12 protein-coding genes are annotated in these 14,293 nt (G+C 68.0%); 7 read left to right on the forward strand and 5 right to left on the reverse strand.

Going from position 1 to position 14,293, the window contains the following annotated elements:
* Nucleotides 1-39: 39 nt before the first annotated feature.
* The 5 genes from VKV57_15940 to VKV57_15960 are packed head-to-tail and all read right to left on the reverse strand — an operon-like array spanning nucleotide 40 to nucleotide 5,040.
* A complete protein-coding gene (locus VKV57_15940) occupies nucleotides 40-366 on the reverse strand; it encodes a hypothetical protein (protein ID HLW61395.1) in 327 nt (108 codons plus the stop codon).
* A 60-nt stretch (nucleotides 367-426) separates the two neighbouring features.
* Nucleotides 427-1,419 carry a Gfo/Idh/MocA family oxidoreductase gene (locus VKV57_15945; protein HLW61396.1) on the reverse strand — a complete coding sequence of 331 codons (993 nt, stop codon included), beginning with the start codon at nucleotides 1,417-1,419 and terminating at the stop codon, nucleotides 427-429.
* Nucleotides 1,420-1,424: 5 nt separating this feature from the next.
* Nucleotides 1,425-2,612 (reverse strand): Gfo/Idh/MocA family oxidoreductase, encoded by a 1,188-nt coding sequence (locus VKV57_15950; protein ID HLW61397.1) that lies wholly within the window; start codon nucleotides 2,610-2,612, stop codon nucleotides 1,425-1,427.
* A gap of 9 nt (nucleotides 2,613-2,621) precedes the next feature.
* Nucleotides 2,622-3,896, reverse strand: coding sequence for a DegT/DnrJ/EryC1/StrS family aminotransferase (locus tag VKV57_15955; protein ID HLW61398.1), 1,275 nt, complete (start codon nucleotides 3,894-3,896; stop codon nucleotides 2,622-2,624).
* Complete coding sequence (locus VKV57_15960; protein HLW61399.1) at nucleotides 3,877-5,040, reverse strand: LacI family DNA-binding transcriptional regulator; 1,164 nt, start codon at nucleotides 5,038-5,040, stop codon at nucleotides 3,877-3,879. The genes VKV57_15955 and VKV57_15960 overlap by 20 nt, the downstream gene beginning before the upstream one ends.
* 104 nt (nucleotides 5,041-5,144) lie before the next feature.
* On the opposite strand from VKV57_15960, the gene VKV57_15965 reads away from it, so the two are divergent.
* The 7 genes from VKV57_15965 to VKV57_15995 all read left to right on the forward strand — a co-directional run bounded on the left by VKV57_15965 (nucleotide 5,145) and on the right by VKV57_15995 (nucleotide 14,280).
* Nucleotides 5,145-6,596: an FAD-dependent oxidoreductase gene (locus VKV57_15965; protein HLW61400.1), complete on the forward strand. Its 1,452-nt coding sequence runs from the start codon at nucleotides 5,145-5,147 to the stop codon at nucleotides 6,594-6,596.
* Between the two features lie 6 nt (nucleotides 6,597-6,602).
* Complete coding sequence (locus VKV57_15970; protein HLW61401.1) at nucleotides 6,603-8,057, forward strand: FAD-dependent oxidoreductase; 1,455 nt, start codon at nucleotides 6,603-6,605, stop codon at nucleotides 8,055-8,057.
* Nucleotides 8,058-8,201: 144 nt separating this feature from the next.
* Complete coding sequence (locus tag VKV57_15975; GenBank protein ID HLW61402.1) at nucleotides 8,202-9,596, forward strand: extracellular solute-binding protein; 1,395 nt, start codon at nucleotides 8,202-8,204, stop codon at nucleotides 9,594-9,596.
* A 64-nt stretch (nucleotides 9,597-9,660) separates the two neighbouring features.
* Nucleotides 9,661-10,560 (forward strand): sugar ABC transporter permease, encoded by a 900-nt coding sequence (locus VKV57_15980; GenBank protein ID HLW61403.1) that lies wholly within the window; start codon nucleotides 9,661-9,663, stop codon nucleotides 10,558-10,560.
* Between the two features lie 94 nt (nucleotides 10,561-10,654).
* Nucleotides 10,655-11,470, forward strand: a complete 816-nt coding sequence (locus VKV57_15985; GenBank protein HLW61404.1) for a carbohydrate ABC transporter permease — start codon at nucleotides 10,655-10,657, stop codon at nucleotides 11,468-11,470.
* 163 nt (nucleotides 11,471-11,633) lie between these two features.
* On the forward strand, nucleotides 11,634-12,935 hold the full coding sequence (locus VKV57_15990) for a glycine/betaine/sarcosine/D-proline family reductase selenoprotein B (GenBank protein ID HLW61405.1): 1,302 nt from the start codon (nucleotides 11,634-11,636) through the stop codon (nucleotides 12,933-12,935).
* A 7-nt stretch (nucleotides 12,936-12,942) separates the two neighbouring features.
* A complete protein-coding gene (locus tag VKV57_15995) occupies nucleotides 12,943-14,280 on the forward strand; it encodes a glycine/sarcosine/betaine reductase component B subunit (GenBank protein HLW61406.1) in 1,338 nt (445 codons plus the stop codon).
* Nucleotides 14,281-14,293 lie beyond the last annotated feature (13 nt).

Genomic DNA, 14,293 nt, shown 5'->3' on the forward strand with positions numbered 1-14,293 from the left:
CCGCCGCGGATCGCGGCGGGGGCGATGTCGAGAGGCGGGTTAGACCGGTTGGCCGCCTCCGACGCGCGCCGGCGTGAGAATTCGAGACGCGGCCGCCTCAATGGCCAGGGCCGCGGCGTAGATGGCGATCGAGGCGATCAGAGACCACTTCAGGTTGTTGTAATTCACGTACCGCAGGTCGGAGAAGTACGAGTAGGCCGGGCGGTGCAGCGGAGAGTACACGCTGCCCGGCGCCGACGGCATGAACACCGTGACGATCCGCGTCGCGTGATGAATGAACAAGGGCCGCAGGACCGCCGCCAGCGCGAGGACCTTCAGGCCGATTACGGTCACGTTGACGAGCGATTTTCTTCCGTCGCGAGCCATGGTCTCACCCCCTACGGTTTCTGCCCCAAAGTCTCTCGCCGTAGACGGGGGCGGAGGGGGTTACGCCCGCGAGACGGACACCACCGTGCCCGCGCTGCGGAGGCTCGTGTAGGCCGCTTCCAACACCGCGATGCTGTGGAAGGCATCGTCGACCGTGACGGCGGGAGCTCTGAGGCCCAGGCACGCGTCCACGAACTCCCGATCCTCGTCCACATACCCCCACCGCGTCAGCAGGGTCGGTGACGGCAGTTGCTGCCACTCGGCGTGAGGATCCTCACGGGTGGTGTGGCGTACGCGGTCGAGGTCCTCGGTGACGAGCAGGGCGTGATCCCCGTAGAGCTCGATCCGCTCGAGCGGGGTCGCCCATGAGGCGTGACCGCAGGTGGTGAAGGCGACCGGGCGGTCCCCCTCGCAGCAGAGCAGCATGACAATATCGTCGTAGTCGGGATAACAGCTCCTTCGCCCGAGGGCGCTGACCCGTTCGATCGGGCCGATCAACCAGGCGATCATGTCCACGAGGTGGACGGCCGTGTCGTACATGAATCCACCGGAGACCGTCGCATCCGTGTACCATTTCGGCGTCAGCATGTCTCCGTCGTTCATCATGATGTTGGCGGAGGTCGGGACGAAGCCATTCCCGATCGCCGCTTTGAGGTGGCGGTAGGCGGGCGCCCAGCGGCGGTTGAACCCCATCTGGTAGAGTCGCCCGGTGGCGCGCACACGTTCCGCGATCTTCCGCCCGTCCGTCAGCCGAGTGGCCATCGGTTTCTCGGAGAAGACATGGACGCCGCGGTCCAGCAGTTCCAGCACCACGGCCGCGTGGTGGACGTTGGGCAGGGTGACGAAGGCGGCGTCCACCCCGAGGTCAACCAGGTCGGCGACGGTCGCGCAGGCGCGCGCGCCCACGCCCGCCGCCGCCGTTTGCGCGGCCGCGGCAACGGCGTCGGCCACGCCGACGATCTCGACACGGTCGTCGTTCGCCAGCGCCTCCAGATGGCGCTGGCCCATCGCGCCCGCCCCGATCAGCCCGATCCTCGCCCGCGTCTGCGGCATCACGCTCACCCCTTTCTGACGTGCGGCTTGGCAGGGCGGCGGGTCGCGCGATGAGGCCGTTTCGTCGCCCTCGGGACGACCGCGGTGCGTCGGCCGGTCTCGGCGGCGACGAGCAGTGCATCGCACACCCGCGCCGCGGCGAGGCCATCGGCAAAGGTCGCCCCGACGCGATCGCCGCCGGTCCCCGCGGCGCGGCGGACGAACTCTTCGAATTGGTGGATGAAGGTGTGCTCCCAACCCAGGATGTGGCCGGCCGGCCACCAGCGATCCCCGTAGGGATGCCCCGGTCCGGTGACGAGGACGTCCGCCAGGCCGCGCGCCCGTCCGTCGCCGTGAAAGACGCGGAGTTCGTTGAGCCGTTCCAGATCGAACGCCAGCGTTCCCCCCTCGCCGTTGACCTCGAAGGTCAGGAGGTTTTTCCGTCCGGGGCACATCCCGCTGGCTTCGAGGGTGCCGACGGCCCCGTTTTCGAACTCGAGGGTGGCCACCACCGCGTCCTCGACGGTCACCTGCCGCGGCGTGCGGCCCGCGCGCCGCGTCCCGACGTAGGTCCGCACGGAGGCGGTGACCCCGGCGATGGGGCCGATCAGGAAGTGCGCGAGGTCGATGACGTGCGATGCCAGATCGCCGATGACCCCGCTCCCGGCCGCCGTTCGGTCGTGGCGCCATCCGAAGCCCATGGTGGGATCGAGCAGCGAGTCGTCGCTGTACCGACCCCGGAAGTGATAGATCCGGCCGAGGCGCCGCTCGGCGATGAGCCGCCGGGCGAGGAGCACGGCCGGGACGAAGCGGTAGTTGAATCCGGCCATCGCCACCCGGCCCCGCCCCTGGGCGGCGCGCGCCATCGTCGCCGCCTCTGGGGCGGTTCGGGCCAGCGGCTTCTCGCAGAGGACGGCCTTCCCCGCCCCCAGCGCCGCGATGCAGGGCGCCGCGTGGGCGTCATTGGGCGCGGCGTTGATCAGCACATCGACCGCCGGGTCGTCGATCAGGCTTCGCCAGTCGGTCGTCCAGCGCGGGATGCGGAACCGCCGGGCGGCCACCGCCACCCGAACGGGGTGCCGCCCGGCGAGAACGACGACCCGCGCGGTGGCGGGGGCGTCCGGAAAGGCCTCGGCGTGGCGTCGTACCCCGTTCAGGTGCGCGCGCGCCACCCCGCCGTACCCCAGGAGGCCAACGCCGAGCAGCGCGGGCACGGAGGCCACCTACGGTGCCGCAGCCGCGACCTTGCGCACCGCGCGCACGATATCGGCTTCGTCGCGCTCCGTCATCAGCGGGTGCAGGTCGATATGAATCGCCCGCCGCAGGAGGTCGTCGGACTGCGGGAACATTCCCTTCTCAAGGTGGGCCTTCCCCGTGTAGTAGGGACACTCCCATGCGCAGTGGCGTTCGGCAAACATCCGCCGCTCGATGATCTGGTCGAAGTGGTAGTACACGTGCTGGCCGCTGTCCCATGCCACCATGTTGCGGATGCCCTCCGCCGCCAGGGCGTCGCTGAACCGCCGGGCGGCGTCCGCGGCCGGGAGCAGGAAGATGAGGGTGGCGCCGGTGTCGCCCTCGGGATCGGGAATGCGCCGGATGGTGACCCCCGGCGTGCCGGTGAGGCCGTCGATGATCGCCGCCTTGTGCGCCCGCATCCGCTCGATGATCCAGTCCATCCGGCGGAGTTGGACCAGGCCGATCGCACCGGTGATCTCGTTCATCCGGAAATTCACGCCGATCATCAGTGGATTCCCCACCGGGATCGTCTCGTCGAGCTCTTCCATCCGCACGGATCCTTGGTCGTGGTAGCGGACGGCCCGCTCCCTCAGCGCGGGGTCATTGGTCACCACCATGCCGCCCTCCCCGGTGGTGATGACTTTGTGGTACTGCAGGCTGAACGCGCCGAACGTCCCCAAGGTCCCCAGCCGATGCCCCCGATACCGCCCGCCGGCGGCCTGCGCCGTGTCCTCCACGACGTGCACGCGGTGCCTGGCGGCGGCCGCGAGGATCGGGGTCATATCGGCGCCGCACCCCCGCATGTGAACCGGCAGGAGGACTTTGGTGCGCGGGGTGATCGCCGCCTCGACCTTCGACGGATCCATCGTCAGCGTATCGTCGACGTCGACGAACACGGGGACGGCGCCGAGGGCGACCACGGCGTTGATCGTCGCGACCCACGTGTAGGTGGGAACGATCACCTCATCGCCGGGACCCGCCCCCAGGGCCGCCAGCGCGGTCATCAGCGCCGCCGTCCCGGAGGTGACCCCCACGGCGTGCCGGGCGCCCATCGCCTGCGCAAACGCCCGCTCGAACTCCACGACCTTGTGGAGCGGTTTGGGGCCGTAGTGACGGAACAGGCTTTGACTGTCGAGCACTTCCATGACCGCCGCCTTTTCCTCGGCGCCGATCAGGAGACCCCCCGGGTAGCCGGGGAGGAGGGGGACGGTCCGCACCGGCGTCCCGCCATCTACGGCCAGCCTATCCGCTGCATCTCTCATGGTATCCTCCCGTCGTGCCTCTCTGGATCAGGGTATTCGGAAACACGGTGGTCTTCTGCTCGGCCGCTCGGCCGCGGACGAGATCGAGCAAGATCCGTGCGGCCCGCTGCCCCATTTTTTCTTTGGGGATGCGGACGGTGGTCAGCGGAGGGTCCGTCACGGCGGCGAGCTCGATGTCGTCCATCCCGACCACGGACAGGTCGCGGGGGATGCGCAGGCCCCGCTCACGCGCCGCGTTGATGACGCCGAGTGCCAGGATGTCCGTGACGGCGAAGACCGCCGTCGGTGGATGGGACAGTGTGAAGAACGCTTCGGCCTCTCGACGCGCCGCGTCGGCGTCGATCCGCACGAGGATCTCCAGTTCGGGGTCGCGGGGGACGCCGGCGTCCCGGAGGGCCCGGGTATATCCGCTGTGCGTCTCGCGGCCAAACGCATAGTCCACGGCGGCCCCCAGAAAGGCGATCCGGGTGTGCCCCAGCGCGGCCAGGTGCCGCGTCGCCGCGTACGCCCCCCCGGCGTTGTCGTTCACCACCGCGGGGACGGGAAGATCGGGAAGGTCGTTGTCGAGCAGCACCACCGGCACGCCCGAATCGGTCGCTTCGAGGATCCATCGGCGGTCCACCACCCCGACGACGATCGCCCCGTCGATCTCGCGCCCCTGCGCCATCCGCACAAACTGCGGAGCCCGCTCGTCGGGGTGGAGTGGTGGGGCGATCAGCATCCGATAGCCGACCTGCTCGAAGACGCTCCCCACCCCCGTCAGCACCGCCCGGTAGAACAAATCGGAAAAAATGCCGGTCATGTTCAGGCCCGGCACGATGGCGACCGAATCTGACCGGCCCAGGATCAGCCGGCGGGCCGCGGCGTTCGGTGTGTAGTGCAGTTGGCGGGCCGCCTGCTGCACCCGCCGGCGCGTGGCGGTGCTGATCCGGGCGTGCCCATTGAGCGCCTGCGACGCGGTGGGAAGCGAGACCCCGGCAACGCGGGCAACATCGCGGAGGCGGCTGGGGGGCCCTCCCCCGGACGGGCGACTGCCCTCGGGCGGAGGGGCCTCCCCGGCTGTCGCCCCGCGCTCCTCCGGCAGGCCTGGCTCACTGCCGTCGGACCGCCCGGCCTGATCTCGCGGAGCTCGCCGTCGGGTCATCTCACCACAGAATTACCGGAAATGAAGGAGGTTGTCAAATCGATTTGACAGAATACCGTCACCTGCATAATCGGGGGGTGGTTGAGGGTGAAAGGAGGGTGTCCGTGCCGGCCCTGATCGATGTGGCGGGGGTGGTGCGCGAGGCGGCGCGCGACATTCCGGTTGCCCTGGAGGCGGACGTCCTGATCGTCGGTGGGGGGATCGCCGGCGTCATGGCCGCGATCGCCGCCGGCCGCAGCGGCGCGCGGGCGCTGCTGGTGGAGCGGTTCGGGTCGCTGGGGGGGACCGGAACCGCGGCGATGATGAACCTATTCTACGTGCCGTACGCAGCCTCCCGCGGCCTGATCCGTGAACTCTTCGACCGGCTGATCGGGCGTGGCGGTGCCGTCCCCGGTGAGTTTGTCGTCTACGACCCCGAGCTCTATAAAGTGACCGCGCTGGAAATGCTCTCCGAAGCCGGCACACGCGTTGTGCTCCACACGCTGCTGAGCGACGTGGTCATGGACGGGCCGACGTTAAGAGGGGTGGTGGTCGAGAATAAGTCCGGACGTCAGGCGATCCTGAGCCGCGTGACGATCGACGCAAGCGGAGATGCGGATGTCGCCGCCCGCGCGGGTGCGCCGTACGTCAAAGGCCGCGAGGAAGATGGGAAGATGCGGCCGATGACCCTGATCTTCCGAATGGGAGGGGTGGACGTCCCCCGCTTGGTGCAGTACGTGAGGGATCACCCGGACGACTTCTCGCCGGATCCGCTGCAGTGCATGCTCGACCTTGAACACGGGATGGTCCGCATCTTCGGATTCTTCAAGCTGGTCGAAGACGCCAAGGCCCGGGGCGAGCTGTGGGACGACTGCTACTACTTTCGGGTGGAATCGGTGCTGCCGGAGCGGGGGGTGCTGACCGTGAACGCCACCCGCGTCTACGGCGTGGACGGCACCCGGGCGGAGGACCTGTCGCGGGCCGAGATCGAGACCCGGCACCAGATGGTGCAGCTCGCCCACTTTGCGCGTACCCGCATCCCCGGGTTCGAGCGGGCGTTCATCCTCGACTCCGCGAGCACCATCGGCGTGCGCGAGACGCGCCGGATCCGCGGTGAGTACGTGGTCACCGAGGACGACATCCTTGCCGGCCGCCGCTACGATGATGTGGTGGCCGTCGACGCGAACCAGCAGAATCCGAGACAGCAGGGCGGGCACTCGCCGGACGGTAAGGAAGGGGGGCCGCAGGATCGGGAAGCCCGAGAGATGGTCGCCCGGATGTTCGTCTACGAGATCCCCTACCGGTCCCTCGTGCCCCAACGGATCGACGGCCTGCTCGTCGCGGGGCGTTGCATTTCCGTCGACCACCACGCCGATGTGTACACGCGGAACCAGGGGTGCGCAATGGCCACCGGCATCGCCGCGGGGGCCGCGGCCGCCAACGCCACTCGGGCAAGCGGGGCGGTGAGGGCGGTGAACGTCGGGGAGGTTCAGGCAACGCTCCGCGCGCTGGGAATGGATCTCGACCTGCTTCGCCGGCTGGGCCCGACCCCGGTGACACTTGATGGGGTGAGCTAAAGGCGGATGGGCGCGGTGGATGCTCTTCCCCTGGCGGCGCTGCCGCTGAAGACGCGGATCCGGTCCGCGGTCGACGTGCTCGTCTGCGGGGGCGGCACCGCGGGGGCGATCGCCGCGATCGCGGCGGCGCGCGCGGGCGCCCGCACGCTGCTCGTCGATCGATACGGAATGGTGGGCGGCATGGCCTCCACCGGCATGTCGTTCCTCGGCGTGAGCGACGGCCGCGGTCAACGGGCGCTCGGGGGAATCGGGGCGGAGCTGTTCGATCGGCTGGTCGCGCTCGGCGCCGCCTTCGCCGACCGTCCGGACAAGCAGGTTGGTTCCGTCGCCGTCGCGGATCCGATCGTTCTCCAACAGGTGCTGCTGACCATGCTGGCCGGGGCGGGGGTGTCCTTTCTCCTTCACACCTTCTGCGTTGATGCCGTGACCGACGGGGGGCGTCTCCGGGGGATCGTCGTCGCGAACAAGGCCGGCCTGGAGGTCGTTCACGCCCGGGTCGTCGTCGACGCGACGGGGGACGGCGATGTCGCCGCCCGCTCGGGCGCGCGATTTGTCGCCGGTCGCGTGTCGGACATGCTGATGCAGCCGGTCACCCGGATCTTCCGGGTCGCCGGTGTGGACGTTCGAGGGATGCTGGACTACCTTCGCGCCCACCCAGAGGAGATGGATCTCCCCGAGCGGTGGACGGGCGGCGGAGACTACACCGTGGACGACCTGGCTGCGACCTCGATCGTGATGGACGCGTTCCCTTCGCTGGTGGCGGACGCTCGGGCCGCGGGAGAGCTGACCGCCCCGCGCGACCGCATCGGGATCGAGACGGGTCCGGTGCCGGGTGTCGTGACGATTAATGCGACCCGGGTGCACGGGGTGGACGGCACCGACCCCGACGCACTCAGCCGGGCAGAGGTGGAGACACAGCGGCAGATGTTTGAGGTGTTCCAGTTCCTGCGGCGCCGCGTGCCGGGGTTCGGGAAGGCGTGGCTCCTCGACTCCGCGTATGCGGTGGGCGTTCGGGAAACTCGACATATTCTGGGGGAGTACGTCCTGACGCTTGACGACGTGCTCGCGGGTCGGGATTTCCCCGACGCCGTCGCGCGGGGAGCCTACCCGCTCGATCTCCACGACGTCCGGCCCGGGGCGAAGGTCTTCGGGAGTCAGGTCGGAGGGGGTGGGGTGACCCTGCGGCGCGTTGAGCGGGCGTACGGGATCCCGTGCCGATGCCTGATCCCGGAGGCGGTCGACGGGCTCGTCGTCGCCGGACGTGCCATCTCGGCGTCTCACGAGGCGGCGGGCTCGGTCCGCGGCCAGGCGGTGTGCATGGCGACCGGGCACGCCGCCGGGGTGATTGCGGCGGTCAGCGCCCTAGCCGGCCGGGTCCCGCGTCGTGCGGACATCCGGGAGGTGCAGGACGTACTGCGGGCGCAGGGGGCTATCCTTTCGGACTCGCACCTGCCAGTTTAGGTTGAATCGGGCTGCCCCGACGTCGTCGGGAGTGGTCGGAGGATGCGGAAAGGGGGGAGAGGTGACCGGGAGCGGTCGGGAGCCGTCCTCGTCCTGACTTGCACGTGCCACGCGCTCTACAATAGATATAAGGAGGTCAGGCGTATGTTGCGTCAGCCAAGAAACCGGATCGCCGCCGGACTGCTCGCGGTGCTCCTCCTGATGCCGGTGTTGGTCGGATCCACTCCTCAGCCGTCGCGCGCCGCGGGGATGACGACCCTGACGTTCCTGGGGCCCGACTTCGACGAGTGGATCGCCTTCGTCAAGGTGGCGAATGAAATCGGCAAGCCCATGGGCATCCAGATAAAACCGGAGTATCTTCCCTGGGATAACGTGTTCCAAAAGGCCTTGATCGACTCCAAATCCGGCGTGCGGACGTGGGATTACGTGTACATTTACAACACGTGGGTGCCGGGTTTGTCGGCCTCCAAGGCCATCATGCCGATCGATGACTTCCTCAGCACGTCCGCAAACAGGAACGCGGTCCAGCCCAACGATTTCATTAAAGAGACGACGGCCGGGCTCCAGCTGAACGGGAAGCTGTGGGCCATGCCGATGCTCGCGGCACCCTATATGCTCGGGTACCGCAGTGACCTGTTCCGCGATGCCGGAGAAAAGAAGGCGTTTCAGGCGAAATACGGGTACGCGCTCACCGTTCCCCAGACCTACAAACAGCTGATGGACATCGCGCAGTTCTTCACACGCAAGAAGGGCGATACGCTTGCCGGCAAGCCCCTCGACCAGGATTTCTATGGGCTCGTCATGGCCAACAAGAGCGGGGGGTTCCTCTTCCATCGCTATGAGCATATCCTCGTGGCGTATGGCGCCGACCTGGTCTACAACACCAAGACGATGCAACCGACCGCGAACTCGCCGCAGAGCATCGCCGCGGCGAAGTATTACGTTGAACTCCACAAGTACATGCAGCCGGGGACCGAGACCGTCACCGGCGGCGGGGCCGAACGCGTGATGGCATCCGGCCGCGGCGCGATGGCGATGGACGCGCTGGACAACATGCTGTCCGTGCTTCCCGTGGCGAAGCTCTCCCAGGTGGTCGGCCGGATCAGCTACGCGCTCCTCCCCACCCAGGTGGCCGCGCGACCTCACGCCAACGTCGGGGATGCGAATGGGCTGGCGATTTACGCGCTGACCCAGCACAAGGAGGAAGCCTTCAAGCTGGCGACCGCGGTGCTGTCCACCCAGGGGACGAAGGAGGTCATGAAGGAATACCCGGCCCTGGTGCCGATGCGGACCTCGGTCGTCAACGATCCGGACGTACGCCGGAACTACCCCGACGTTTTCGCCGCGATGAGCCTGATGCTCAAGGGGAAGCCCTACACCGTGTTCATCCCACCGCTCAAAGAGTGGATTCAGGCGCAGGATCTCTACGAGCAGGCGCTGTCCGCGGCGATGTCGGGCCAGCAGTCCGTCGAAGATGCGTTGAACGGGGCGCAGGCCAAGGAGGTCGAGCTGTTCAAGCGGGCCGGCTATATCAAGTAGCGATCAGGAGCATGCCAAACCTGGCGGCGGAGATTCCTCGGTGAGGCGGGTCGGGTAGCGCGGCATGGGCATGCGGTGGGCCACGCTGGGCAGAGGCCGGCTCTACTTCTGGCTGCTGACATTCCCTGCGGTCTTGTACGTGGTCGTCTGGCGACTGGTGCCCGCGTTCTACACGCTCTGGCTGAGCATGACCCAGTACAACATCGTCTACGATGCCCTGCCGCGCTGGAATCACTTCGAGAACTTCGGCCGGATCCTGCGCGATGGCGGCCTTCGGGGATCCCTGTCCCTCTCCGTGGAGTTCGCCCTCATCGCGACGGCCGCCGAGGTGGTGATCGGATTGGCGGCCGCGCTCTTCTTGGACACCGACCCGCCGGGCCGGAACCTGCTCTTGGGGATCTTCTTGCTGCCGATGATCATGGCCCCGGTGGTGGTCGGGACGGCATGGTCCACGCTCTTCGACCGCACGGTCGGGCCCATCCCCTATCTTGTCCAGCTCCTGCACGGCCCTCAGGTGCCGTGGCTCGCCACCCCTGCTACCGCGATGTTTGCGCTCCTCATCGCGGATGCGTGGGAGTGGGCCCCGCTCGTCGCCCTGCTGCTGTTCGCCGCGCTGCAGGTCATCCCTCGTGATCAGTTCGAAGCCGCCCGGGTGGACGGCGCATCCGCGGGGCAGTTGTTCCTCCGCATCATCCTGCCGCAGATCGCCCGCATGATGGGGGTGGCCGCCGGGCTCCGGGTGATGGACGCGTTTCTGGAGCTCGATAAGGTGTTCGTCATGACGGGGGGCGGGCCGGGTACCTCGACGCAGTTCGTCAGCATGTTCGTCTACAACCAAGCGTTTCAGTTCTATGAACTGGGATACGCCTCGGCGGTCATCACCGTGGTGCTCGCCTTGCTGGCGGTCGCCTACGGGATGTACCTGCGGAACTACGGCCGATCGCTCAGCCCCGCGGACTCATGACAAGGGTCCGGCCGGTTGGCCACACCGGAGGAGAGCGGAGGCGGCCCGTGCCGGGCCGCCTCCGGCCCCCGGGCCGGCTGGAGAGGAGTCACCGATGAGCGCACGGAGGCGATGGCGGCACCTCGTGGGGACCGCGCTTGTGCTCGCGTGGACGCTTCCACCGTTTCTTTACCTGGTGATGCTGTCCGTCAAGCCCGAGCGGATCTTGATCGACCGAGCCCAGGTCCTCTTTTGGCCGACGCTCGAACGGTACAGGGATTTCATCGGCAGCGGGCTGGGGTTGCCGATCTGGAACAGCCTCGTCACTTCAACGCTCGGCGCGGTCGGCACGCTGATCCTCGGTGGCCTGGCGGCGTTGACGTTCAGCTTCCTCGACTTCAAGGGCAAGACGCTGCTCTTCCTGCTGATCCTGTTGCCCAGGATGTTCCCGCCCGTGACGACGCTGATCCCGATCCAGTTGATGCTCAAGGGGATGGGCCTCATCGATACGCAGCTGGCGCTGATCATCTTGTTCACAGGATTTGAGATCCCCCTGGCGATTTGGGTGTTGCGCACGTTCCTCGACGAGATCCCCCGCGAGTTGACGGAAAGCGCGGCGCTGGATGGTGCGTCCCTGCGGGCGATCATCACGAGAATCATCTTGCCCCTGTCGGGTCCGGGGCTGCTCGCGGCGTTTATTCTGAGTTTCATTTTTAACTGGAACGAGTTTCTCTTCCCGTTGATCGTGACAAGTTTCCACGCACGGACGGGTTCGGTGGCCATCATGAGTTTCACCGCCGGATACAAGAAACTCCAATGGGGGTCGCTCGCGACGCTGGGGGTCGTGATGACGATCCCGGTGATCCTGTTCGTGCTGGCTTTCCGCGCCTCGCTGGTTCGGGGATTTACCGCGGGGGCGCTCAAAGGGTGAGCGCACCGTTACGCCTGGAGCGCCCCGATGCGTCCGACGCCGCGCCGGGATGTCGGAGATCTGCGGGAGCCGGGAATACATGTGAGTGTCCCGGCGCGTTGCCGGTGTGGGGGGTCCGTAGGATGAGGCTGCCGCGAGACTAAGTGGAACGGAGGAGTGCGGAATGCTGCGGGTCGGGCACTACCTCAATCAGTTCTTCGCCGGTGTGGGAGGCGAGGAGCAGGCACAGACTCCCCCATCCGTCCGCCCCGGCCCGACCGGGCCGGGGCGGTTGCTTCAGTCCCTGCTCGGAGCGGAGGGCACGGTCGTTTCCACGTGTGTCTGCGGCGATAACTTCTTCAACGAGGAGTTCGAGGCCGCCGCGGCGGAGGCGCGCCGATGGCTCCGGGAGGCCCGGCCGGACGTGGTCGTGGCGGGGCCGGCGTTTGCGGCGGGGCGCTACGGCCGCGCCTGCGCCGAGGTGTGCCGCCTCGCCGGCGAAGAGGGGATCCCGGCGGTGACGGGGATGCATCCCGAGAACCCCGGCCTGCTGGTCTACCGGCAGGCGTACGTCGTGCCGACGGGGGACTCCGCGACCGGCATGGCCCCGGCGATGACGGCGATGGTGCCGTTGGTGCGCAAACTCGGCGGGCGCCTGCCGGTTGGCTCCGCCGAGGTGGAGGGCTACCTCCCGAGGGGCGTGCGCCGGCCCGGGCCGCGCCCGCGGCCGGGGGCCGAACGCGCCGTGGCGATGCTCGTCGCGCGGATGCGGGGCGAGTCGTTCCTCACGGAGATCCCGGTCGAAGCCTACGAAGCCGTGGCGCCGGCGCCGGCGCTCGCGGACCTCGCCCACTCGACGATTGCGCTGGTGACGACCGGGGCGATCGTCCCGAAAGGGAACCCCGACCACCTCAAGCGGTGCAGCGAGACCCGCTGGGCCAAGTACGATTTGGGGAAGCGCTCGGCGCTGACGCCCGAGGAGTTCGAGTGCGTCCACGGCGGCTTCTTCAATGTCGTCGCGTGCGGAAACCCGAACGTCGTGCTCCCCCTCGACGTCATGCGCGAGTTGGAGCGTGAGGCCCGGATCGGCCGGTTGATCGAGTTCTACTGCACGACAACCGGCAACGACCAGCGGTTGTTGGACTGCCGGCGCAACGGGGAGGAGATCGCCGAAACGTTGCGGAGCGCGCGGGTAGACGGCGTGCTCTTGGTGGCCACCTGAGGGTCCTGCAATCGTTGCGGTGCAACGATCAGCAAAGAGATCGAACGCCGGAAGATCCCGGTTGCCGTGATCAGCGCGCTCCCGCCCCTCGCGCTGCAGGCCGGGGCGAACCGGGTGGTGCAGGGCGTGAAGATCGAGCACGTCTGCGGCGATCCGTCGCTGTCGCCAGACGCCGACCGGGCGCTTCGGCGGCGGCTCGTCGAACGGGGACTTCAGGCCCTGACGATCGACGTGCAGCGTCCCACCCTGATCGGAGGCGGATAAGCCGAGCATGGAACTCGCGCTGGGAACGTTCCCCGTTGAGCGGGTCGTCCTGGGGTCCCCCCCGGGATGGACGGCTGGCCGGCTGGTGGTCGATCCGGCACGCGTCCGGGCGCGCGTCCGCGAAGACCCCAGGATCCGAGACGTGGCGGTGGATGTCGTGGCACCCGGCGAGCCGGTGCGGATCATCCACGTCAGGGACATCATCGAGCCGCGCACGAAAGTCGAAGGCCCGGGGCACACCTACCCGGGGATCTGCGGCCATCCGGTGGAGACCGTGGGCGAGGGGGTGACCCTGCGCTATGCGGGGTTTGGGGTATTGATTGCCTCCGAGGTTCTTCCGCACATCCGCCGGACGGTCAGCGCGGCCACCGACAGCCTGATCGATATGTCCGGGCCGGGCGCCGTGACCGTCTACAGCACCCTCCGGTACGTGGTGCTGACCATCGACACCGTCCCCGATCTCGAGCTCACGGAGTGGAACGACGCGCTCCTTCAGGCGGGACACCGTGTCGCGGCCGATCTCGCCGATCTTCTGCGCGGACAGACCGCGCCGCAGCGGACGCGATACGCGCTGAGTCGGCCGGCGGGAGATTTGCCCCGAGTGGTGCACGTGCACACGCTGAATGCGTCGATGGTCCCTGGGATCGGCACTGGGATCTACGGGTATACGCGGCACGCCTTGCCGGTCCTCGTGCACCCCAACGAAATGTTGGACGGGGCGATCGCGGGCGATGCGGTCGTCACCTACCCCGGGAAGTGCACATGGCTCCACGTCAACAACCCGGTGCTGGAGGCCCTCTACCGACGTGACGGGAAGGACCTTGCCTGGTTGGGGTCGATCGTCTCCCGGACCCGATGGGGAGCGCTCGCCGAGAAGCAGTTGAGCGCCTATCAAACGGTGAAGGCCGCCCAAATGCTCGGGGCCCAGGGAGCGCTGGTGACCTGGAACCACGGCGGAAACGATCTGATCGAGGTGATGCTGACGATCCAGGGCCTGGAGCGGGCCGGGATCACGACGACCTTTCTGACGATCGAATCGGACATCAAGGTCGTCCGCATGACCCCCGCCCTGGCGGAAACGGGTTCGTCGGAACCGCCGCTGCTCTTCAGCGTCCCCGAAGCACGGGCGATCGTCAGCACCGGCACGCTCGCGCCTCCGGAGGAGCTCCCACCGATGCCCCGGGTGGTGGGCGGGGCGACGGTGGTGTTCGATCAGGAGCGGCCGGATCTGCGGATCCCGGCCGGGGGCGCACTCGACCTCGAGACGCTGTCGGGGGCGTACTCCCCGATCTTCGGCCACTTTGACAGCTACGGGCTTGGGGTCCAGAGCTATTTTGACTATTGAGCGCGGCGGACTG

Source organism: bacterium (assembly GCA_035307765.1).
Classification (GTDB): Bacteria; Sysuimicrobiota; Sysuimicrobiia; order Sysuimicrobiales; family Segetimicrobiaceae; genus Segetimicrobium.

Coding starts and splice junctions, on each gene's coding strand:
- VKV57_15940 (HLW61395.1), bottom strand. CDS start 366: ATGGCTCGCGACGGAAGAAAATCGCTCGTCAACGTGACCGTAATCGGC.
- VKV57_15945 (HLW61396.1), bottom strand. CDS start 1,419: ATGCCGCAGACGCGGGCGAGGATCGGGCTGATCGGGGCGGGCGCGATG.
- VKV57_15955 (HLW61398.1), bottom strand. CDS start 3,896: ATGAGAGATGCAGCGGATAGGCTGGCCGTAGATGGCGGGACGCCGGTG.
- VKV57_15960 (HLW61399.1), bottom strand. CDS start 5,040: ATGACCCGACGGCGAGCTCCGCGAGATCAGGCCGGGCGGTCCGACGGC.
- VKV57_15970 (HLW61401.1), top strand. CDS start 6,603: ATGGGCGCGGTGGATGCTCTTCCCCTGGCGGCGCTGCCGCTGAAGACG.
- VKV57_15975 (HLW61402.1), top strand. CDS start 8,202: ATGTTGCGTCAGCCAAGAAACCGGATCGCCGCCGGACTGCTCGCGGTG.
- VKV57_15980 (HLW61403.1), top strand. CDS start 9,661: ATGGGCATGCGGTGGGCCACGCTGGGCAGAGGCCGGCTCTACTTCTGG.
- VKV57_15985 (HLW61404.1), top strand. CDS start 10,655: ATGAGCGCACGGAGGCGATGGCGGCACCTCGTGGGGACCGCGCTTGTG.
- VKV57_15995 (HLW61406.1), top strand. CDS start 12,943: ATGGAACTCGCGCTGGGAACGTTCCCCGTTGAGCGGGTCGTCCTGGGG.